This is a genomic window from Flavobacterium soyae (assembly GCF_045348165.1).
GTDB classification, from domain to species: Bacteria; Bacteroidota; Bacteroidia; order Flavobacteriales; family Flavobacteriaceae; genus Flavobacterium; species Flavobacterium soyae.
Map to the genome: position 1 here is coordinate 1,742,567 of NZ_CP150845.1, position 20,295 is coordinate 1,762,861.

At 32.6% G+C, this 20,295-nt stretch carries 24 protein-coding genes; 10 read left to right on the forward strand and 14 right to left on the reverse strand.

Translation table 11 applies throughout. The features are described from left to right. The first annotated feature begins 23 nt into the window (after positions 1–23). Positions 24–347 (forward strand): MmcQ/YjbR family DNA-binding protein, encoded by a 324-nt coding sequence (locus tag AABD74_RS07635; RefSeq protein ID WP_406845142.1) that lies wholly within the window; start codon positions 24–26, stop codon positions 345–347. Positions 348–349: 2 nt separating this feature from the next. Here the strand turns inward: AABD74_RS07635 and AABD74_RS07640 are convergent, their stop codons facing one another. The 9 genes from AABD74_RS07640 to ahcY all read right to left on the reverse strand — a co-directional run bounded on the left by AABD74_RS07640 (position 350) and on the right by ahcY (position 7,657). Next, the gene (locus tag AABD74_RS07640) at positions 350–958 is read right to left on the reverse strand and encodes an alpha-ketoglutarate-dependent dioxygenase AlkB family protein (protein WP_406845143.1); all 609 of its coding nucleotides are present in this window, start codon (positions 956–958) and stop codon (positions 350–352) included. Next, positions 945–1,190 (reverse strand): Ada metal-binding domain-containing protein, encoded by a 246-nt coding sequence (locus AABD74_RS07645; RefSeq protein WP_232676144.1) that lies wholly within the window; start codon positions 1,188–1,190, stop codon positions 945–947. Before AABD74_RS07645 ends, AABD74_RS07640 begins: the two co-directional genes overlap by 14 nt. Before the next feature lie 224 nt (positions 1,191–1,414). Then, positions 1,415–2,128 carry a 2OG-Fe(II) oxygenase gene (locus AABD74_RS07650; protein WP_406845144.1) on the reverse strand — a complete coding sequence of 238 codons (714 nt, stop codon included), beginning with the start codon at positions 2,126–2,128 and terminating at the stop codon, positions 1,415–1,417. Positions 2,129–2,310: 182 nt separating this feature from the next. Continuing rightward, complete coding sequence (locus AABD74_RS07655; RefSeq protein WP_406845145.1) at positions 2,311–3,159, reverse strand: bifunctional helix-turn-helix domain-containing protein/methylated-DNA--[protein]-cysteine S-methyltransferase; 849 nt, start codon at positions 3,157–3,159, stop codon at positions 2,311–2,313. A 178-nt stretch (positions 3,160–3,337) separates the two neighbouring features. After that, positions 3,338–3,670 (reverse strand): multidrug efflux SMR transporter, encoded by a 333-nt coding sequence (locus AABD74_RS07660; RefSeq protein WP_180856338.1) that lies wholly within the window; start codon positions 3,668–3,670, stop codon positions 3,338–3,340. A gap of 48 nt (positions 3,671–3,718) precedes the next feature. Next, positions 3,719–4,798 carry a hypothetical protein gene (locus AABD74_RS07665; protein ID WP_232676138.1) on the reverse strand — a complete coding sequence of 360 codons (1,080 nt, stop codon included), beginning with the start codon at positions 4,796–4,798 and terminating at the stop codon, positions 3,719–3,721. A 183-nt stretch (positions 4,799–4,981) separates the two neighbouring features. Beyond that, positions 4,982–5,557, reverse strand: a complete 576-nt coding sequence (locus tag AABD74_RS07670; protein ID WP_406845146.1) for a hypothetical protein — start codon at positions 5,555–5,557, stop codon at positions 4,982–4,984. Positions 5,558–5,691: 134 nt separating this feature from the next. Continuing rightward, a complete protein-coding gene (locus AABD74_RS07675) occupies positions 5,692–6,156 on the reverse strand; it encodes a hypothetical protein (protein ID WP_232676134.1) in 465 nt (154 codons plus the stop codon). Positions 6,157–6,340: 184 nt separating this feature from the next. Beyond that, positions 6,341–7,657: an adenosylhomocysteinase gene (gene ahcY / locus AABD74_RS07680; protein WP_406845147.1), complete on the reverse strand. Its 1,317-nt coding sequence runs from the start codon at positions 7,655–7,657 to the stop codon at positions 6,341–6,343. A gap of 251 nt (positions 7,658–7,908) precedes the next feature. Here ahcY and AABD74_RS07685 point away from each other — a divergent pair, with 251 nt between their 5' ends. Beyond that, positions 7,909–8,559: a 4'-phosphopantetheinyl transferase family protein gene (locus AABD74_RS07685; RefSeq protein ID WP_406845148.1), complete on the forward strand. Its 651-nt coding sequence runs from the start codon at positions 7,909–7,911 to the stop codon at positions 8,557–8,559. Positions 8,560–8,655: 96 nt separating this feature from the next. Here the strand turns inward: AABD74_RS07685 and AABD74_RS07690 are convergent, their stop codons facing one another. The 3 genes from AABD74_RS07690 to AABD74_RS07700 form a co-directional block, all read right to left on the reverse strand. Beyond that, entirely contained in the window at positions 8,656–9,054 is a 399-nt protein-coding gene (locus tag AABD74_RS07690) for a group III truncated hemoglobin (protein ID WP_406845149.1), read from the reverse strand. Next, entirely contained in the window at positions 9,051–9,338 is a 288-nt protein-coding gene (locus tag AABD74_RS07695) for a hypothetical protein (protein WP_232676119.1), read from the reverse strand. Before AABD74_RS07695 ends, AABD74_RS07690 begins: the two co-directional genes overlap by 4 nt. Positions 9,339–9,419: 81 nt before the next feature. Continuing rightward, positions 9,420–10,016 (reverse strand): Crp/Fnr family transcriptional regulator, encoded by a 597-nt coding sequence (locus AABD74_RS07700; protein WP_406845150.1) that lies wholly within the window; start codon positions 10,014–10,016, stop codon positions 9,420–9,422. A 94-nt stretch (positions 10,017–10,110) separates the two neighbouring features. Between AABD74_RS07700 and AABD74_RS07705 the strand changes: the two genes are divergently transcribed. The 5 genes from AABD74_RS07705 (at position 10,111) to AABD74_RS07725 (ending at position 16,400) form a co-directional block, all read left to right on the forward strand. Beyond that, the gene (locus AABD74_RS07705) at positions 10,111–10,839 is read left to right on the forward strand and encodes a geranylgeranylglyceryl/heptaprenylglyceryl phosphate synthase (protein ID WP_232676115.1); all 729 of its coding nucleotides are present in this window, start codon (positions 10,111–10,113) and stop codon (positions 10,837–10,839) included. Positions 10,840–10,870: 31 nt separating this feature from the next. Continuing rightward, the gene (pnuC, locus tag AABD74_RS07710) at positions 10,871–11,491 is read left to right on the forward strand and encodes a nicotinamide riboside transporter PnuC (protein ID WP_291149120.1); all 621 of its coding nucleotides are present in this window, start codon (positions 10,871–10,873) and stop codon (positions 11,489–11,491) included. After that, positions 11,455–13,569 carry a DUF4301 family protein gene (locus tag AABD74_RS07715; RefSeq protein ID WP_406845151.1) on the forward strand — a complete coding sequence of 705 codons (2,115 nt, stop codon included), beginning with the start codon at positions 11,455–11,457 and terminating at the stop codon, positions 13,567–13,569. Before pnuC ends, AABD74_RS07715 begins: the two co-directional genes overlap by 37 nt. Next, positions 13,569–13,970, forward strand: a complete 402-nt coding sequence (arfB, locus tag AABD74_RS07720; RefSeq protein WP_406845152.1) for an alternative ribosome rescue aminoacyl-tRNA hydrolase ArfB — start codon at positions 13,569–13,571, stop codon at positions 13,968–13,970. Before AABD74_RS07715 ends, arfB begins: the two co-directional genes overlap by 1 nt. Before the next feature lie 267 nt (positions 13,971–14,237). Continuing rightward, positions 14,238–16,400 carry a TonB-dependent receptor gene (locus AABD74_RS07725; RefSeq protein WP_406845153.1) on the forward strand — a complete coding sequence of 721 codons (2,163 nt, stop codon included), beginning with the start codon at positions 14,238–14,240 and terminating at the stop codon, positions 16,398–16,400. A gap of 43 nt (positions 16,401–16,443) precedes the next feature. Here AABD74_RS07725 and AABD74_RS07730 read toward each other — a convergent pair whose 3' ends face one another. Then, positions 16,444–16,857: a hypothetical protein gene (locus AABD74_RS07730; RefSeq protein WP_232676089.1), complete on the reverse strand. Its 414-nt coding sequence runs from the start codon at positions 16,855–16,857 to the stop codon at positions 16,444–16,446. Positions 16,858–17,012: 155 nt separating this feature from the next. Here AABD74_RS07730 and greA point away from each other — a divergent pair, with 155 nt between their 5' ends. Both greA and AABD74_RS07740 read left to right on the forward strand, forming a co-directional pair. After that, positions 17,013–17,489 carry a transcription elongation factor GreA gene (gene greA, locus AABD74_RS07735; protein ID WP_056208083.1) on the forward strand — a complete coding sequence of 159 codons (477 nt, stop codon included), beginning with the start codon at positions 17,013–17,015 and terminating at the stop codon, positions 17,487–17,489. A gap of 110 nt (positions 17,490–17,599) precedes the next feature. Next, positions 17,600–17,989 (forward strand): HIT family protein, encoded by a 390-nt coding sequence (locus AABD74_RS07740; protein WP_232676087.1) that lies wholly within the window; start codon positions 17,600–17,602, stop codon positions 17,987–17,989. A 92-nt stretch (positions 17,990–18,081) separates the two neighbouring features. Here the strand turns inward: AABD74_RS07740 and AABD74_RS07745 are convergent, their stop codons facing one another. Beyond that, positions 18,082–19,236, reverse strand: coding sequence for a sensor histidine kinase (locus AABD74_RS07745; RefSeq protein ID WP_406845154.1), 1,155 nt, complete (start codon positions 19,234–19,236; stop codon positions 18,082–18,084). A 161-nt stretch (positions 19,237–19,397) separates the two neighbouring features. Here AABD74_RS07745 and AABD74_RS07750 point away from each other — a divergent pair, with 161 nt between their 5' ends. After that, positions 19,398–20,273: a flavin reductase family protein gene (locus tag AABD74_RS07750; protein ID WP_406845155.1), complete on the forward strand. Its 876-nt coding sequence runs from the start codon at positions 19,398–19,400 to the stop codon at positions 20,271–20,273. The last annotated feature ends 22 nt before the right edge of the window (positions 20,274–20,295 follow it).

The following is a 20,295-nucleotide window of genomic DNA, read 5'->3' on the forward strand; positions in this document are numbered from 1 at the left end:
GTCTAACTTTAAAATTTACAATTATGGTTTCTTTTGAAGATTTTAGAAAAGCGGCTTTATCCTTTGAAAATGCAGTTGAAGAACCGCATTTTGAAAAAACATCTTTTAGGGTAAACAAAAAGATATTCGCCACTTTTGATGAAAAAAATAATCGGGCAGTTTTAAAATTAAACGAAATCGATCAATCTGTTTTTTGCGCCTCAAGCGAAATGATTTTTTATCCAATTCCAAACAAATGGGGAAAACAAGGCTGGACAATTGTAGAACTTTCTAAAGTCAGACCAGAAATGTTTGAAGATGCTTTAAAGCTTTCTTACCAAAACGTTGCCCCAAAAAAGAAGAAATAAATCTACCTTACAATAGTTCTAAAAGTTAAATTTACTCTAGGCTTTGAAGTTGTTTTTGTTGGCGGCAGTCGATGCAGCCAATGCGTCTGTGTTTCATCTTTCATAACCAATAAACTTCCATGTTGTAAAATCAAAGAAACTGTTTCTTTAGATTCTTTATGTTTGAAAGCAAATTTCCTTTCGGCACCAAAACTTACAGAACCAATAGCACCATTCTTTTTCAAATCTTTTTCGGCATCGCTGTGCCAGGCCATTCCTTCATCGCCGGAATGATATAAATTTAATAGGCAGGAATTGAAAGTCCCGCCAGTTTCAGCCTCAATTATTTTCTTTAATTCCAATAATTCCTTTGTCCACGGAAGTGCCTTTTTTGTGGTATTCGAATAGGTATATTCAAACTCCTGATCGCCGTACCAAGCTACTTTTCTTTTAGTCAAAATTAATTTTCCAAAGATTATGGCTTCATCATTTCTCCATTCAATTGTGTTCAATAAAACATCTAAATAGCGATTAGAATCTTCTCTCGAAAACAATTTTCCGTAATAATTTACAGTTCCATCTTTGGGAAGTAAGTTCGTTGTTTTGTTTATTTCAGGATTAAATAAGTCCATTTTTCCAATTTAAATATTCAGGTTTCATACAATGTCCGCAAGGTCTGAAACCATTTTGTTTTGCTTCATTTTCAGTTGAAAAGAAAACCCTATTTTCTCGTTTCATTCTTTTTCCCGAAGAACATTTTAAAGTTCCGTAGATTTTTAGTTTTCGGTTGCCGCCGAAACAAATCTCCGCATTTTTAATTTTATTCCGAAGATCTGAATCTGAAATTTTATTGTGTTCAATCATAATTTTAGCACATTTTATTCTGTAGAGACGCACAGCAGTGCGTCTACGCAAAGGTTGTCGACATAGATTAATTACGTAACGTTAGATTTTTTGCCACAGATTTAAAGGATTATAATGATTAAAAAATCTGTTTAAATCTACATGAGAAATTGCCTTTCTTTTTTAATTCACGTTGCGTAGACGCACTGTTGTGCGTCTCTACGGATATTGCATGTCTATATATTTTAGGATAATGCGTCGTGAAAAATAATTCCCAGCGTATATCTTTCGCCTGAATGAACTTCACTAACCCCATGTTTCATATTCACCCGATAATAACCTTTTGTACCTTTTACAGGTCTGAAATTTGTTGTAAAAACCAGAATATCACCCTTTTTAGGTTTTAAAACAATTGCTTTTGACTGCGCTCTTGGCGTTTGCTGTGTCAATACAAATTCGCCTCCGGTAAAATCTTCATCAGGTTCAGAGAGGAAAAGCACAATTTGAATAGGAAAATAAATATCGCCGTATAAATCCTTATGTAAAGTATTGAATCCGCTTTCTCCATATTTTAAAATTAAAACCGTCGCTTTCAATTGATTATTATCGTGACATTGCTGTAATAATGCTGAATGTTTATCAGGGAAAATAGTATTGATGTTCAAAGCTTTCATCCAGGAATTTGCAATTGGTGCCAATTTAGGATAAATCGAAGTTCTAATATTTTGAATTAAATCGGGCAGGGGATAATTGAAATATTTGTATTCGCCCAAACCAAATCGATAACGTTCCATAACAACCGTTTTTCGATATAAATTTGGATTATCATAATCGAATTTTAAATCTTCACATTGTTCGTTGTTTAGAATATTTGGAAGAATAGCAAAGCCATTTTCGTGTATAGATTCGGTAATGCTTTCCCAATTTTGAGAAACAATTTTTGACTGTATATTTTGCATAAATAATTTAAATAGGATTAATTTTTACATGAAGAATAATTTACACAAAGCATATCCGTAGAGACGCACAGCAGTGCGTCTACGCAAAGATTGTCGACATAGATTAATTAGACGGACCGAGGTGCGTCTCTACGGATATACTTTGCGTTGAAAATATTATATCAATAGAATTGATAATAATTTTATAATTGAGGATTTACCTGCGCACCTTCCCAGCCAATTATGGCCGTTTTTCGCGTATTTCCCCACATATAACCGCCGAAAACTCCTGAAGATTGAATTACACGGTGACATGGAATTAAAAATGCGACAGGATTATTTCCAATTGCAGTCCCAACGGCGCGGGAAGCATTTGGTTTTTGAATTTTCTGCGCAATAGTTCCATAAGTAGAAAGCTGCCCCATCGGAATTTTTAATAAAGTTTCCCAAACCTTCAGTTGAAAATCGGTCCCTTTTAAATGCAGTTTTATTTCAGACAATTTACTCCAGTCATTTTGGAAAATGAAAAGTGCATTTTGCTGTGCTAAATCAAGTTTTCGAGAAAAAGCAGCATTCGGAAATTTGTGTTTTAAATCATTAAACCCGATAGTTTCATCTTCGGCGAAAGCCATAAAACAAACGCCTTTTTGAGTTGAAGCGACAATAATATTCCCAAACGGACTTTCAGCAAAACTATAATTTATTTCCAGATTTTTCCCTCCATTTTTATATTCGGCTGGTGTCATTCCTTCAATGTTTACAAATAAATCATGAAGTCGGCTGGTTCCTGAAAGCCCCGTTTCGTATGCCGTTTCAGAAATAGTTGCCTGATTTTCTTTGAGTAGTTTTTTGGCGTGTTCCAAACTGGTATACTGTAAAAATTTCTTCGGACTTGTTCCTGCCCAATCACTGAAAAGCCTCTGAAAGTGAAACGGACTTAGATGCACTTTCTCTGCAACCTCATCAAGATTGGGCTGCTCCTTAAAATTTGCTTTGATATAATCGATAGCATCTGCAATACGATTATAATTGATGGTTTCCTGTGTGTTCATTTTCATTCAATTTTATAAGGCAAAGATCGATTGGTTTTTGCAGGTATAAAATCCGAAACTTGCTGAGTTTTTTTGCTGCAAAGGCACAAAGGCGCGAAGTTTTTTTGAAGTATTGTTACTCTAAAAAGAATTACGAGATTAAAAACTTTGTGTCTTAGCGACTTCGTGGCATTATATGTCAATGCGCCGTAGTTTTTGAAAAAACATTAATGACAACCACGCCAATTATAATTAAACTCAACCCAATTATCGCAGGTAAATCTGGAATTTCCTTAAAGAAAATGGCACCAATGATTGTAATTAAAACAATTCCAACTCCAGACCAAATTGCATAAGCAAAACCAACCGGAATTGTTCTGATGGCAAAACTTAAAAAATAAAACGCAGCAAAATAACCAACAACGGTTATAATACTTGGTAAAAGTTGTGTAAACTGTTCAGACTTTTTTAATGCCGATGTTGCAATGATTTCGAAGATAATGGCAATAAATAAAAATAAAAAATTCTTCATGATTTCACGTTTTACACAAAGTTAAGCTTTGTATGAAACGAGAAAGAATTATTTAAGATTATCTTTTCTTGAAGAAACACTTATCAATTTATATCCGTTTTCAGTTCTTAAAAATTCAAAATGATCTTGTCCGTGTTCAAGTTTATTTTTTGGATTGATCACAATGTTTTTAACTGGATATATCCAATCTTTAGATTCATTACAATTGTTGAAATATATTTCGTATTCGCTTGATTCAAAAATAAACTGATTTAATCCGTCAGAAGAGACAAAGTAATCCGTTTTTGGATTTTTGAGTTCCTGCAGTTTTAATTTTAAATAGGTATAATTCTGATTGATAAATTTAGTTTTAGATTCACTTACCCAGCCCATTGGTTCTTTCCAATAGATAATTTTGTCAAAAGAATGTTTTTCTAAATTGGTTTTAGACATATCTTTAAGCAAAGTGTTTTTTAGCCAGGATTTAAATTCCTTATCATAACTTATAAAGGAATAATATTGTCCGTCGATACCAAGAAAATTTTCTCTTATTTCATCTTTATTTGGTTCTTTTGATTTCTCTAATGAATAAAAATTGAGATCATCATTATAAGGGAAATTTTCAACCAGGATTTTGTTATTAGTATCAATTAAGAATTCTTTTCCTCCTTTCCAGAAAAAATGTTCTCCATCTATTTCTTTTTTGGCATCTTTTAATCCTATGAACATTCCGTTTTTGACTTTAGTTAAATTGCTGTATTCTGCAGGAATTGCAATTTTTCCTTCTCCATTAAACATTCCCATTTTATCAGTCTTACGATCTGTAAATCTTATAAAGCCTTCGTTTTCACAATCAGGGCCATTGTCAAAAACGTATAAACTGTCTCGTCCAATTATTTTTCCTGATTTCGTTAAATAATAGCTTTTCCATTTTCCATTTTCTTCTTCTGTTACGGCAATAATATTTTCAAATTTGTGAGCGATTGTAAAGCCTGTGAATTTTGGTTCAATTTTAATAACGCCATTTTTATCTTTAAATCCGATCTGAGTTGTGTCTTTGTTGGGAAATGAAACCCAGATGTCATTATTTTGTGCAAATACAGAACAATTCAAAAAGGCTAATAAATAGAGTAAAAGATAATTTTTCATAATAAAATATTTACAATAAATATAATACAACGTTTTTGAAAACGAAATATTCTAATAGATTTATTACTTTCTTGAAATAGTTTAAAAAACAAAACCCAATAGTTTTTTACTGTTGGGTTTTGAAATGGTATTGAGTTGCCATTCTCCTAAATTGATTTTGGATATTAAAAAAGCATGTTTGATTTATTTCCCTTTCTTTTCCTGCTTTTCCTTTTCTTTTTTAGCTTTTTCTTCTTCTTTTAATTTTTTCTCTTCTTTTTGTTTTTTCTGTAATTCTTCTTTTTCGGTTTTGTATTTTTCTACTTCTTTTTTTAAGCTCTCAACCTTTTTTGAACTAGATTCTATTTTTGTTTTGCTTTTATTTAATTTTTCCTCAGATTTGTTTACTTTTTCTTCAGATTTTTCAATCTCTTTTTGAAGGTCAGCATTGTTTTCTGAATTATTTTTAAGATTAGCTAATTGATCTTGATTTGTTTTTAAATCCGCTTCTAGTTTTTCTTTCTTCTTTTCTAATTTTTGTTTGTTTTTTTCTTCCTTAGCTAGTTTATGTTCAGCGGCTTCAATTTTAGAAACTTTCTGCGACATCATATTTCTCATTTGCCATTGTTGATTTGCTGCTGCCCGTTCGCTTGCCCATTTTTGATTTTGCATATTCATTTGTGTATGCATACTTCTTGCTTGCGACTGCATATTGCTAAATTGTGCAGAAACAAAAAATGGAAGTAGTAATAATAGTAATAGAATAAAACGTGTTTTCATTATTTAGATTAGGATTTGTTTTTGGTAGATCAAATGTATATTTATATTTAAAAGAAACACGAGAAATCGTCTAATTAATTTAAATTAAAAAGAAAACCCGACAGCTTTTAAAACCTGTCGGGTTTGAAATATTTTTAAGAACCGTATTTCGTAAGTCTAGCGTCTTTTAAAGCTACTTCATAATCATTCAGTGTTTTAGCGCTTAATTCTACTTCAATTTTGGCCTTATTTAATTTTTCCTGTGATTTGGCTATCCGTATTTTTGCTTTTTCAATATTTTTTTGATGATCAGGGTCATTGCTCTTTTCTGAAGAATTTTCAAGCTGCTTTAAATTTTCAAGCTGCGCTTTTAAATCCAATTCTATTTTCCATTCTTCTTGCCCAAGCTTTATTAGTTTTTGTTCTTCTCGCGCAATTCTGTTTTTTGCTCTTTGTACTTTACCTTTAGAAAGGTTTTTTGTACTTTCCATTTTGGAAAGCTTTGGCTCCATCCATGGGTACATTGTATGCTGCAATTCAGGTTTTGAGGGATCAGAATTTTGTGCAGATATAAAAAGGGGTAATATTATGATTATTAATACAATCAGGCGTGTTTTCATAATTTGGTTTTGGTTTTCAAAAATATACTTATATTTTGAAACCGCAGTATACTAAAATATAAATTTTAGATTGTAGATTTCTGATCATAGATTAAAAAACAAAACCCGACAGATTTTTAAAATCTGCCGGGTTTGAATATGTATTTAGATAATCTAAAATCTAAGATCAGAAATCTAAAATTTCTTAGTATCTGTAGTATTCTGGTTTGAAAGGACCTTCAACAGGAACACCAATATAAGCAGCCTGATCGTCACGTAAAACTTCAAGTTCAACGCCTAATTTAGCTAAGTGTAAAGCAGCAACTTTTTCATCTAAATGTTTTGGTAACATATAAACTTCATTTTTGTAAGCTGCGCTGTTGTTCCATAATTCGATTTGAGCCAAAGTCTGGTTTGTAAATGAATTACTCATTACAAAACTTGGGTGACCTGTCGCACAACCAAGGTTTACTAAACGACCTTCAGCAAGAATGATGATATCTTTTCCAGCGATGTTGTATTTATCAACCTGAGGTTTGATTTCGATTTTTGATGCACCGTGGTTTTTGTTTAACCAAGCCATATCAATTTCGTTATCGAAGTGACCAATGTTACAAACAACAGTTTTATCTTTCATTTGCTCGAAGTGCTCTCCAAGAACGATATCTTTATTTCCTGTAGTTGTAATGATGATATCAGCATTAGCAATTACAGTATTTAATTTTTTAACTTCATAACCGTCCATTGCAGCTTGTAAAGCACAAATTGGATCGATTTCAGTAACTGTTACAATAGATCCGGCACCTCTAAAAGAAGCAGCAGTTCCTTTTCCAACGTCACCGTATCCGCAAACGATTACTCTTTTTCCAGCTAACATTAAGTCAGTTGCACGACGTACAGCATCTACAGCAGATTCTTTACAACCGTATTTGTTATCAAATTTAGATTTAGTAACAGAGTCGTTAATGTTGATTGCAGGCATTGGCAACGTTCCGGCTTTTACTCTTTCGTAAAGTCTGTGAACACCAGTTGTAGTTTCTTCAGAAAGACCTTTAATTCCAGGAACTAATTCTGGGAAACGATCAATAACCATATTAGTTAAATCTCCACCGTCATCAAGAATCATGTTCAATGGTTTTCTGTCTTCGCCAAAGAATAAAGTCTGCTCAATACACCAGTCAAATGATTGTTCATCAAGACCTTTCCAGGCATAAACCTGAATTCCGGCAGCAGCAATAGCAGCAGCAGCCTGATCCTGAGTAGAGAAAATGTTACAAGAAGACCAGGTAACTTCAGCACCAAGAGCGATTAAAGTTTCGATTAAAACAGCAGTTTGAATCGTCATGTGCAAACATCCGGCAATACGAGCACCTTTAAGAGGTTGTTCGTCTTTATACTCAGCACGAAGAGCCATTAAACCTGGCATTTCAGCTTCAGCTAGTTCAATTTCTTTTCTTCCCCAAGCAGCCAGAGAAATGTCTTTTACTTTGTAAGCCACAAAAGGCGTAGTTGTAGTACTCATTTATAGTATATTTGTATAATTGTAAAATTTTTGCAAATTTACATAATACCTTTTGAATTTTACTACTTTCTGTAAGATTTGTGAAATCTTTAATTTCTTAATCTTTAGAAAGTTACTTTGAGAATTATTTTTCACCATATAAGTGATATAAGTTCATTTAACAACAATCTTAAATACACATTGTCTCGAAGAGCTAAATTTGAAAGAATATAATTTACAATTAACCATTCATAATTTATAATTAAAAAGAAATGCCTTTATTTCAGACCATACAGTTTAATGAAACGACTAAAATCTTAATTTGGGAAATAACAGAATCCTTAGAGGAGTTATTGAGCAAAGTTGTGTTGAAAGAAAAAACGCAAAAGAGACTGGACGGAATGAAATCACAAATGCATCAACGTGCTTTTTTAAGTGTTCGCATGCTGATTCAGGAAATGGGCTTTACAGATAAAGATTTGCATTATGACGAATTTGGAAAACCTTATTTTGATTGTCATAATTATATTTCAATAACACATTCGTATCATTTTGCGGCCATAATTATAAGCCATGAAACCGTAGGAATCGATATGGAATTGCAGCGCGAAAAAATCCTTCGCATTGCTGATAAATTTGTTGATACTGAATTCGAATATTTAAACTCAAATGTTTTAGGAGAATATGTTAAAAAACTCACTGTAATCTGGGGTGCAAAAGAAGCGATCTTTAAAATTAGAAATGAAAAAGGAATCAGTTTTAAAGATCATATCAAAGTTGATGACTTCTCTTTAAATGAATCTCAAGTGCAGGCAAGCCTTCATTTTGATGATTTAATAAAAGATTTTAATGTGCATTATGAAGAAATCAAATCAGATAATTTTGAAGGGAATTTTACTTTGGTTTATGCTTTTGAGAAATAATCACAAAGTTTGGTCATTGCTAGGAACGAAGCAATCGCACTAACAAGAACGTTAATTAATTTAGCAAATGAGATTGCTTCGTTCTTCGCAATGACATTAAACTTCACTTTCTTTTTTTCGATGTTCAAACATACTCACGTACAAAAAAGTACTCATTTTACGGGCGCGTCTTTTTAATGTTTCCACATTTTCGCCTTCAAAATGCTCGTCTAATGTCTGAGCCCAATGATTAAGCCAGATTCCGAATTCATTAGCCGTAATTTTTCCATCAAAATGCGTATCAACTTCATTGTGAACAGTATGCGGATTTCCTTTGTATTTTTTTACGGCAAACAAATTAGTTTCCCAAAAATCAGTCAGTTTTTCCAAATGTGCGTCCCAATCTTTTATAATCCTATTAAAATAAAATCCAATTTCCTTATCGGCCCTTATTTTTGCATAGAACTGATGTACTAAGAAAGAAACATCAGCTCTATTCTCTATTTGTTTTTTCACAGAACAGTAGTGTTTAATAGGATAAATAAAACACTTAAAATTGAACTCAGAATTAAAAGGTTAAAAACTACTTTATGTTTCATTTGTGCCAAAATTGAAGTGTTTACAAAGATACAAGCCAATACAATAATTGTAAGCTGAATCATTTGAGGAATTGAGGTTCCGTTTGCTAAAACATACATTGCAGCAGCACCGCCTAAACAGCTTTGGCCAATTACTGCCATCGCAGCAGAACCCATATAATTTCTATTAAAAATGTCGAATGTTGTTTGATATAGTGTCATGATATTGAGATTTTTACACTACAAAGGTACACGCACTTTACTGCTGCGTTTTATGATTTTAATCATAAAACAGAAACTATTTTATCTATATACTTTTCGGTTAATAATCTTCAATTCGCCCTTTTTCTCCAGAGCTTTAATAGCTCTAATAATGGTTTCTACACGTAAACCTGTTAAGTCTCCAATTTGCTGTCGGGTAAAATTGATTAAATATCCATTTTTATCTTTTTTAAAATTAAAATATGCAATTCCGTGATCGATTAGTTTTAATACTCTGTGCTCAGGCTCGTGTGTAGAAATTTCGGCAGCCATAATAGATTTATAATACAAACGCTGCGCAAGATTTTCGATTATTTTAATGCTTACTGCAGGGTTTTCTTCCAGCAGTTTCAAGAAACTTGATTTTGGGAGCAGCAAAATTTCGCTGCCTTCAACCGCAATAGAATTAGCGGGATATTTTTGGTTTAAAAATAAAGGAGGCTCGCCAAAAGACTGATCTTTATAAAAGATACCCTGAATAAATTCGCGTCCGTCATCATTGTAATTGCTCATTTTAATTTCACCCGAAATTATCTGATAATAATGCGTTGGCAGGTTTCCTTCTTCAAAAATGATTTCATTTTTTTCGAAAGACTTTTTTAAGGCGCCATATTCTTCTAATAATCCGGTTGCGATCATATTTGTTTTCTTTGGATATTAACAGAGACTTTACAAATATAATTCATTCAAAATAGTTCTTCTACGTTAAAAACTTTTTACTTTTACTGCCGTTATGGAGCAAAAAACACTCACGATTCACCAACAAATTTTAGGAGCTAAGAAAAACGGGCAAAAACTATTGGCTATTCTTCTGGATCCTGACAAAATTGTTTGGGAAAATTTAGACTATTTATTACTTAAAATAAACCAATCTCCTGCAACACATATTTTTGTAGGCGGAAGCATTGTTCAAAGTACCATTTTAGAAGATTTAATTACGCAGTTAAAACAAAAAACAAATCTGCCGGTTATAATTTTCCCGGGTGATCCATCGCAGATTTCTCCGCAGGCCGATGCTATTTTGTTTCTTTCTCTATTATCTGGCCGAAATCCGGATTATTTAATAGAATATCAGGTTCAGGCAGCGCCAATTCTTAAAAAAACAAAGCTTGAAGTTATTTCAACAGGATATATTTTAATCGAAAGCGGCAATGAAACTGCAGTTGCACGCGTTAGTAAAACAGAACCGCTTAACCGCGAAAATTTTGATTTGGCTTTAGCAACAGCTCAGGCAGGCGAAATGCTCGGAAACAAATTAATTTATTTAGAAGCAGGAAGCGGAGCAAAAAAAGCGGTGCCGCTGGAAATGATCTCATTAATTGCTCAAAACATAGAAATTCCTGTAATTGTTGGAGGAGGAATTGTAGATTTGCACGGAATTAAAAAGGCATATAAAGCCGGTGCAGATTTAGTAGTTATTGGAACTGCTTTTGAAAACGACAGTCATTTTTTTGATTCATAAATAAAATTTAACAGCCAGAAATACCGCAAAAATGATTGACTTTTTTCTTGATAGTTATAAAAATACTCCGTTATGGCATATTGCTTTGGAGTTTTTAGTCTTTGTTTTTGGGATTTTAAGTGTTTGGTTTGCTAAAAAAGAAAACATCTGGGTTTATCCAACAGGTTTAATTGCCACCGTAATTTCAGTATATCTTTTATATGTTGCCGGTTATATTGGTGACATGATTATCAATGCCTATTTCTCGATTATGAGTATTTATGGCTGGTATGTTTGGGCAAAAGGAGGAACGGTTGAAGATAACCTTCCTATTACAAGAACAAATTTTAATGAAAAAATAATCGGGGTTTTATTGTTTTTCGTGACCATTTTCGTAGTTTTCGGGATTTATAAATATTTCGATTACGAAATACACAATGACAATTATGTCGATATGATATCGTCTGGGATATTTTTTGCAGGAATGTGGTATATGGCAAGGAAAAAAATAGAAAACTGGACATTGTGGATTATCGGTGATATTATTGTAGTGCCTCTTTATGCTTATCGCGGCTTAGGGATGCTGTCACTTCAGTATTTAATTTTTACAATTTTGGCTATTTCAGCTTATTTAGAATGGAAAAAGATCTTAGACAGCAAAAAACAACAATAATAAAAATTGCTTTATTTGGACCTGAAAGTACAGGTAAAACAACTTTAGCAAAACAGCTTGCAGATTATTATGAAACTGAATGGGTTCCAGAATTTGCACGCGATTACCTGCAGGAAAAATGGGAAGAAAATCAGCATATTTGTACTGCTGATGATATGATGCCTATTGCTTATGGGCAAGCAACATTAGAAAACCAAAAACTTTTATTAGCTAAAAAATACTTGTTTTGTGATACTAATTTAATGGTTACCAAAGTTTTTTCTGAGGTATATTATGGTTTTTGCGACCCTATTTTAAATAAAGCCGCATTAGAACATGATTATGATTTGTTTTTCCTGACAGATATAGACGTTCCTTGGGAAAAAGACGATATTAGAGATACTCCAGAAGGAAGAGAAACGGTATTTTCTGTTTTCAAACAAACTTTAATAGATACAAACAAACCATTTATAACGCTTTCGGGCGATAAAAAAAGCCGTTTAGCAAAAGCTACAATGATTATTAACGCTTTAAGTGCTTTTAAAGAAAAAGGACTTTCATCTGAAGATTTTGTTGAAATTTACAACCACGGAATCCCTTTCGAGAATATTTTAAAGCAATTAAAAATATTTAAAAAAGGAATAGCAAAAAGTAACTTAATTAGTCCGGCAACAGTAAACAATGGAATCTTAAGTTTGTCTGAAACTGATTTTGCAGAAAAAGCTTCTTTTTTTGATCAACAGAAAGAAAAATTAAAAATTAAAAAATTTGTTCCTGCATCTGGTGCCGCAACAAGAATGTTCAAGTTTTTAAGTGCTTTTTTGAACGATTTTGATATCGAAAAAGAAACTATAAACGCTTATATTAACAGAAAAAAAGATAAAGAACTTGCTATTTTTATTATCGGGATGGATAAGTTCCCTTTTTTTGAAGCAGTTCATGAAAAGCTAAAAGAAATTTATCCTGATTTTGAAAATTTAGAAAGAGACTATAAAAATTACTATTTTATTAAATTATTATTGTCTCAGGACTACTTTAACTTCGCAAACAAGCCAAAAGCAGTTTTGCCTTTCCATTTATATAAAACGCATATTGCAAATCCTATTGAAGAACATTTAAATGAATGTGTGCATTATGCTACATCAAAAAGTGTTTCAAATTTACATTTTACAGTTTCAGAAATTCATCAGGATTTGTTTGAAAAAGCGGTGGATGAGGTTAGAGAGAAAATAGAAAAACCTTCTGGAACAAAAATTAATATTGGATATTCTTACCAAAATAAAAGCACAGATTCTATTAATGTTGATGCTAAAAACAAAATTGTCAGAAATGCAGATGGCAATCTAATTTTTAGACCAGGCGGACACGGTGCTCTGATTGAAAATCTAAATAATCTTGATTCAGATATCATTTTCATTAAAAACATTGATAATGTAATTCAAAATCATATTGAGCAAATTACACTGTACAAAAAAGCTTTAGGAGGTATTTTAATTGCCGTACAGCAAAAAGTATTTGGTTATTTGGATGCAATAGAAAAGAATCAAATAAATGAAAATAATATCCCGGTAATTGTAGATTTTTTAGTGCAAAAGCTAAACATTAAAATGACTAAAGATTTTAATAAATTTACTTTTGAGAATAAAATTGCTAAAATTAAAGATTTATTAGACAGGCCAATTCGAGTTTGTGGAATGGTTAAAAATGAAGGAGAACCAGGCGGCGGGCCGTTTTGGGTGATGAATGAAAAAGGCGAAACTTCTCTGCAAATTGTAGAAACTTCTCAAGTTGATCTAGCGAATAAAAAACAACTTGAAATTTTAGAAGACGCAACACATTTTAACCCTGTTGATTTAGTTTGCGGAATTAAGAACTATAAAGGTGAAAAATTTGACCTGAAACAATTTGTAGATCAAAAATCTGGCTTTATTGTAGAAAAAAGTGTTGAAGGAAAACCAGTAAAAAGTTACGAACTTCCGGGATTATGGAATGGTTCAATGGCAAATTGGTTAACCGTTTTTGTGGCAGTTCCGTTAATTACTTTTAATCCGGTGAAAACTGTAAACGATTTATTAAAACCGGCACATCAGCCACAATAATGGATAGCGATAAAATTATATCAGAATTAAATTTCAAAGCCGTTAGAAGCAGTGGAGCGGGCGGACAAAATGTAAATAAAGTTTCATCAAAAGTGGTTTTGTCTTTTGATTTAAATGCATCACAAGCTTTATCGGAAGAAGAAAAACTGCTTTTGCAAACTAATATTGCAGCTCGTTTAACAATAGAAAATATCTTAATTTTAAATTGCGACGAAGACAGAAGTCAGCTTAAAAATAAAGAAATAGTTATAAAACGTTTTTTAGAAATTGTCAAAAAAGGGTTGTTTGTGCCCAAAGTTAGAAAAGCTACAAAGATTCCAAAATCGGTAATCAAGAAAAGAATCAAAGACAAAAAGAATATTTCTGACCTTAAACAATCGAGGAGAAAACCTGATTTTTAGTATTAAGACTATAGAATGAAGTATTAAGAAGCCAAAAACTAAAAATCTTAATACTTAATACATTTTTCTCAATACTTTTCTATATTTGCATTGTCTCAAAGGGGTGCTCTAAATAACGAGCTGAGATCATACCCAAAGAACCTGAGCGAGTAATGTTGCTAAGGGAAAAAACGACAATTTCGAGTGTAAATAATTTGTCTTGTCGGGAAACACATTTATTAATTTAACAAAAGAATAATTCCCCCTTTTATTCGTAATTCTTTACGAATGAAAACTTTTTTTTTAGGTGCTAAGGCACAGAAGTACAAAGGTTCTAAGGTTCAAAATGAAATCAGAACCAAATCTATTTTCTTTATTCTATTCTCTATTTTCTTTACTCTATTCTCTTACGGACAGGAACAAGATTCAACTCAAGTAAATCAGCTTGATAATGTTTTGGTTTCAGCAGTTCGTGTTACGACTAAAACTCCGGTTACGTTTAGTAATATGGATAAAAAGGAAATTAAATTTAGAAATCTTGGGCAGGATATTCCAGTCTTAATGAATTATCTGCCGTCTGTAGTTACAACTTCTGATGCAGGAGGAGGAATTGGTTATACCGGAATCAGAGTCCGCGGAAGCGATGCTACAAGAGTAAACGTTACCATAAACGGAATTCCGTATAATGATGCCGAAAGTCAGGGAACTTTCTGGGTAAATATGCCCGATTTTGCTTCTTCTGTAGAAAGTTTACAGTTGCAACGCGGAGTAGGAACTTCTACAAACGGATCTTCTGCTTTTGGAGCAAGTTTAAATATGCTGACCGATAGTTATGCATCTAAACCAACTGGAGAAGTCTCAGGCTCGTTTGGAAGTTTTAATTCTCAAAAAGAAACAGTAAAATTCAGCACTGGTCTGCTAAATGATCATTTTGAATTGGCAGGACGTTTGTCCAGAATTAAATCTGATGGTTATGTTGACAGAGCGAGTTCTGACTTGAAATCCTATTTCCTGCAGGGAACTTATGTTGGAAAAACAACTTTAATTAAAGCTTTGGTTTTTGGCGGAACGGAGAAAACATATCAATCCTGGAACGGAATTGATGCTGCGACATTAAATTCAGATCGTACTTTTAATTCTGCCGGAATGTACACTGATGAAGCCGGAAATGTTCGTTTTTATGACAATGAAACAGATAATTACAAACAAAATCATTATCAGCTGCACTGGAGTGAATCTTTTTCGGATAAATGGAGTACTAATTTAGCTTTACATTATACAAAAGGGCAGGGTTATTATGAAAATTATAAAGAAGATGCCCCTATGGCTGATTATAATTTAAATCCTGTTGGAGCAATTATAACAACAGATTTAGTACGTCAGAAATGGTTAGATAATGATTTTTACGGAACTACATTTTCAGCAAAATACAAAGATGAAAAACTAGATGTTATTCTTGGCGGCGGCTGGAATAAATATGAAGGAGATCATTATGGAAAAGTAATTTGGGCAAGATACGCTTCGCAGTCAGAATTGGGAGATCATTATTATGATGATTTTTCTACAAAAACTGATGGAAATATCTTCGCAAAAGCTAATTATCAGTTTACAGAAAAATTAAGCTTTTATGGTGATTTACAATATAGAAGAGTAGAATATAAAGCAGATAGTCCTGAAACTGGTTTAGTGGATGATACCTTCAATTTCTTTAATCCGAAAGCGGGTTTGAATTACGAAATCAATCAAAAAAATACCCTGTATTTTTCATACGCTCGTGCGAATCGTGAACCAAACAGAACCGATTATGAAGGCGGTAATGTAAAACCGGAAAAACTAAACGATTTTGAATTAGGCTGGAGATTTAATTCAGAAAAATTCCAGTTGAATTCTAATTTCTATTATATGGGTTATAAAGATCAGTTGATTTTAACCGGAAGATTAGATGATGTTGGATCGCCAATTCGTGCAAATACTGAAAAAAGTTATAGATTAGGTTTTGAATTTGATGCAACGATTTCGCTTTCAGACAAATTTATCCTTAGACCAAATTTTACGCTTAGCAGTAATAAAAATGTTGATTTGGCTGTTGAAGGACAATATTACGGAACCACTAAAATTGCTTATTCTCCAGAAGTTATCGCCGGAAATATAATTGTATACAGTCCAATCGAGAATTTGCACATTTCGCTATTGCAAAAATATGTTGGCGAACAATACATGAATAATATCGAATTGCCAGAAGCAAAACTTGCTGATTATTTTGTAAATGATTTGAATGTTTCTTATGAAATAAAACCGAAAGCAATCTTTAAATCAATTACAATAACAGGTTTGGTAAATAATATTTTAGACAAAAAATATGTTTCAAATGGAGCAATGTGGGATATTTATCCATACTACTACCCGCAGGCAGGAATTAATTTCTTAGCTGGATTAACATTGAAATTCTAAAAAATAAAAGCCTGAAAATTTAAACTTTCAGGCTTTTTTATTTTTAGTTGTAAACGTGAATCACAGTTCCGGTTACCTGAACTTTATATTGTTTTAGCGGATATTCTTTTCCTCCAAGTCCGGTAAACAAACTATAAGAAGTTTTATCACACGAACATACGGCATTTATACCATCAATGGTCATTGCAACACAAGAAGTTAATTCTTGATTAGGGCATGCTGCATCAAATGCATTATAACCACTTCCTGCATTAAAAATAATAATTCCTTTTGCTCCGTAATTAGGAACAATAACACCGTTACTTACAAATTTAAGATTTGAATAAGCAGGCAGGTTCATGTCTACAGACAAATTAACGGTGTAATTAGGTATATAAGGGTTTTTATTACTGCGTTCGCTGTCGCTGCATGCAACAAGAGCAGAAACGAAAAGAATTAAGAGCCAGATTTTTTTCATTATTTTAATAAGAATTAGTTAAACAAAAATAATTTATTTAGATTTGATTTTTATATGATTAACATATAATTATGTACTATTAAAAATAATAGTATATTTGTAATACAAAATCCCGTCCCGATGGGATTTTTTCTATTTATGTAAACGATGAAGTTATGAGTAAAGTATCTTATTATACCGCAGAGGGATTAAAAAAATTGAAAGATGAGTTGGAGCATTTAAAAAGCGTAATGCGCCCTAAGGCATCTCAAGATATAGCAGAGGCAAGAGACAAAGGCGATTTATCTGAAAATGCCGAATATGATGCTGCAAAAGAAGCGCAGGGTTTATTAGAAATGAGAATTGCTAAGTTAGAAGAAGTATATTCTAACGCAAGATTAATTGACGAATCACAATTAGATGTTTCGAAAGTTTTGGTGCTTTCTAATGTAAAAATTAAAAACCAAGGCAACGGAATGGAAATGAAATATACACTTGTTGCAGAAAGTGAAGCAGATTTAAAAACAGGAAAAATTTCTGTAACTTCTCCTATTGGAAAAGGTTTATTAGGGAAATCTGTTGGTGAAGTAGCAGAAATTACAGTACCAAACGGTGTTTTGAAATTTGAAATTCTGGAAATCTCAAGAGACTAAGTCATTGCGAGGAACGAAGCAATCACACTATTAAGATTTTAAAAAGTTTAACCGTTTATTTGTTTAATCGGTTAAACGGATAAACAGTTAAACGATTAACCGATTAAACAATGAGCAGCATATTCACTAAAATAGTAAACGGAGAGATTCCTGCATATAAAATTGCTGAAGATGATAATTTTTTAGCTTTTTTAGATGTTAACCCAAATGCTAAAGGACACACACTTTGTATTCCGAAACAAGAAATAGACAAAATTTTTGATATGGATGACGAATTGTATTTAGGTTTGATGAAATTTTCTAAAAAAGTTGCGGCTGCACTTGAAAAAACGGTTCCCTGCAAAAGAATCGGAATTGCAGTTGTAGGTTTAGAAGTTCCTCATGCACACGTACATTTGATTCCGTTAAACCATATGGATGAAATGCGTTTTCAAAATAAAGTTTCTCTTTCAAAAGAAGAATTTGAAGATTTAGCAAAAGACATTCAGGCAAATCTTTAAAAATAACTGTCAGACTGAACGAAGTCGGAGTCTTGTCAATGCAAAAAAAACACCAATTCAGAATTATGAGCTGGTGTTTTTTATTTCTGTTTTTAAAGAGGATCAACTATTTTATAACTGATTTGAAAAGTAGTTCCTTTTCCAATTTCAGAATGTAAAACCTTAATATTTCCATTATGATATTCTTCGACAATTCTTTTAGTCAAAGAAAGCCCTAATCCCCAGCCGCGTTTTTTTGTCGTGAAGCCAGGTTCAAAAATAGTTTTGAATTGTTTTTTTGAAATCCCGCTTCCGGAATCTTTCACGTTTATTTTTACATGGTGAGAATCCTGTTCGATCGCAAGCTCCAGACTTCCTTTTCCTTTCATTGCATCAATCGCATTTTTGACTAAGTTTTCAATCGTCCAGCTGTGAAGCGTTGGGTTAATTAAAGTAAAAATAAGTTTTTCGGGAACTTGATAGGAGAATGAAACCTGCTTAGAAAAACGAGATTGTAAATATTCATATGTGTTTAAAGTTTCGCTGACAATATCGTGCGGCTCCAAAACAGGAACAGAGCCAATTTTAGAAAAACGATCTGTTATAGTTTGCAAACGTTCAACATCTTTTTGAATCTCTATGGTTATCGATTGGTCAATTTCTTCGGTTTTTAAAATCTCAACCCATCCAATTAAAGAAGATAAAGGTGTACCAATTTGATGTGCCGTTTCCTTTGCCATTCCCGCCCATAATTTATTCTGCGTTGCCATTTTAGTGCTTTTATAAAAATTGTAAATTAGAGCACCGCACAAAAAAATGATTAATAACAGAGCGACAGGATAATATTTAAGTTTGTTGAGCAAAGCAGAGTTTCCATAATACATTTGTTGAAACTTTCCCGGTGCATACTCAATTATAATGGGGTCATTTTCACTTTTCAGCGTATTTAAAAATGATATCGATTCTTTTTTGTCGTTTATAATATGTTCAGGAACATTTACAGAATTGATAATTTTATCATACATCACCAGCATTACAGGAACCGAAGTGTTGTTATTTATGATTTCAAGCGGCAAATCAAGATCAGTATCTTCATCTGAGTTGATAATTTTTTTTTGCGCATTAGCCCAAAGATTCATTTTTAATCGCTGCTCATTTTTAAAAATTTGGAAAAATGTATAGGTATTCCAAAGAATCAAAGTAATGATTGAAAAGGAAATAAGAATTATGACCCAGCGAGTTGTATTTCTACTTTCAGAAAAACGCATAAATTAATTTTTGAGGTATAAATATAACGAAATTAACACATTTTATATTTTGCAGGGCTTTAAAAGATTTTTTGTTTTTATCTTCTAAAACTATTTCTTTGAATTGAACGATTTCTCTACTTTTGTATGACCGAAATGAGGTTCGGTTAAACTAGAAAATTATGATTAGCATCAATCCAAAAGAAATATCAACGCCCCAGCTGCACGCTTATTTGCAAAGTTCGGTAGGGCCGCGGCCAATTGCTTTTGCAAGTACAATAAGCAAGAAGGGAATCCCAAATTTGTCGCCATTTAGTTTCTTTAACGTCTTTAGTGCTAATCCGCCAATTCTGGTTTTTTCACCTTCAAGACGTGTGCGTGACAATACCGTAAAACATACTTTAATTAATGCAGAGGCAACTCGTGAAGTTGTAATAAATGTAGTAAATTATGATTTGGTACAGCAGACTTCGTTAGCAAGTACAGAGTATGGAGAAGGTGTAAATGAATTTATAAAAGCAGGTTTAACGCAGGTTCCGTCAGATTTAGTAAAACCCTATCGCGTAAAAGAATCTCCAGTTCAGTTTGAATGCAAGATAACGCAGATTATTCCGTTAGGAACAGAAGGAGGAGCAGGAAATTTGATTTTGTGTGAAGTAGTAAAAATTCATATTCATGAATCAATTTTAGATGAAAACGGAGCAATCGATCAGCATAAAATAGATTTGGTTTCAAGACTCGGGGCAAATTGGTATTCAAGATCGAATGAGGGGCTTTTTGAAGTGCCAAAACCGCTGACAACTTTAGGTGTTGGGGTTGATATAATTCCTGATTTTATTAAACAAAGCCCTGTGTTTAATGGGAATGACCTTGGAAAATTAGGAAATATAGAAGCCTTGCCTACAAAAGAAGAAGTTAGTATATTTGTGAAAGAAAATTTTTCTGTAAAAGGAGTTTTAAGCTCAGATGATCAGGAAAAAATACACTTAGAAGCCAAAAAATATCTGAATAATGATGATATAGAATCGGCATGGAAAGTGCTTTTAGCTAAAAAATAAGAATAGAAACAATTTAATTATA

Coding starts and splice junctions, on each gene's coding strand:
- AABD74_RS07635 (WP_406845142.1), top strand. CDS start 24: ATGGTTTCTTTTGAAGATTTTAGAAAAGCGGCTTTATCCTTTGAAAAT.
- AABD74_RS07640 (WP_406845143.1), bottom strand. CDS start 958: ATGGACTTATTTAATCCTGAAATAAACAAAACAACGAACTTACTTCCC.
- AABD74_RS07645 (WP_232676144.1), bottom strand. CDS start 1,190: ATGATTGAACACAATAAAATTTCAGATTCAGATCTTCGGAATAAAATT.
- AABD74_RS07650 (WP_406845144.1), bottom strand. CDS start 2,128: ATGCAAAATATACAGTCAAAAATTGTTTCTCAAAATTGGGAAAGCATT.
- AABD74_RS07655 (WP_406845145.1), bottom strand. CDS start 3,159: ATGAACACACAGGAAACCATCAATTATAATCGTATTGCAGATGCTATC.
- AABD74_RS07660 (WP_180856338.1), bottom strand. CDS start 3,670: ATGAAGAATTTTTTATTTTTATTTATTGCCATTATCTTCGAAATCATT.
- AABD74_RS07665 (WP_232676138.1), bottom strand. CDS start 4,798: ATGAAAAATTATCTTTTACTCTATTTATTAGCCTTTTTGAATTGTTCT.
- AABD74_RS07670 (WP_406845146.1), bottom strand. CDS start 5,557: ATGAAAACACGTTTTATTCTATTACTATTATTACTACTTCCATTTTTT.
- AABD74_RS07675 (WP_232676134.1), bottom strand. CDS start 6,156: ATGAAAACACGCCTGATTGTATTAATAATCATAATATTACCCCTTTTT.
- ahcY (WP_406845147.1), bottom strand. CDS start 7,657: ATGAGTACTACAACTACGCCTTTTGTGGCTTACAAAGTAAAAGACATT.
- AABD74_RS07685 (WP_406845148.1), top strand. CDS start 7,909: ATGCCTTTATTTCAGACCATACAGTTTAATGAAACGACTAAAATCTTA.
- AABD74_RS07695 (WP_232676119.1), bottom strand. CDS start 9,338: ATGACACTATATCAAACAACATTCGACATTTTTAATAGAAATTATATG.
- AABD74_RS07700 (WP_406845150.1), bottom strand. CDS start 10,016: ATGATCGCAACCGGATTATTAGAAGAATATGGCGCCTTAAAAAAGTCT.
- AABD74_RS07705 (WP_232676115.1), top strand. CDS start 10,111: ATGGAGCAAAAAACACTCACGATTCACCAACAAATTTTAGGAGCTAAG.
- pnuC (WP_291149120.1), top strand. CDS start 10,871: ATGATTGACTTTTTTCTTGATAGTTATAAAAATACTCCGTTATGGCAT.
- AABD74_RS07715 (WP_406845151.1), top strand. CDS start 11,455: ATGGAAAAAGATCTTAGACAGCAAAAAACAACAATAATAAAAATTGCT.
- arfB (WP_406845152.1), top strand. CDS start 13,569: ATGGATAGCGATAAAATTATATCAGAATTAAATTTCAAAGCCGTTAGA.
- AABD74_RS07725 (WP_406845153.1), top strand. CDS start 14,238: ATGAAAACTTTTTTTTTAGGTGCTAAGGCACAGAAGTACAAAGGTTCT.
- AABD74_RS07730 (WP_232676089.1), bottom strand. CDS start 16,857: ATGAAAAAAATCTGGCTCTTAATTCTTTTCGTTTCTGCTCTTGTTGCA.
- greA (WP_056208083.1), top strand. CDS start 17,013: ATGAGTAAAGTATCTTATTATACCGCAGAGGGATTAAAAAAATTGAAA.
- AABD74_RS07740 (WP_232676087.1), top strand. CDS start 17,600: ATGAGCAGCATATTCACTAAAATAGTAAACGGAGAGATTCCTGCATAT.
- AABD74_RS07745 (WP_406845154.1), bottom strand. CDS start 19,236: ATGCGTTTTTCTGAAAGTAGAAATACAACTCGCTGGGTCATAATTCTT.
- AABD74_RS07750 (WP_406845155.1), top strand. CDS start 19,398: ATGATTAGCATCAATCCAAAAGAAATATCAACGCCCCAGCTGCACGCT.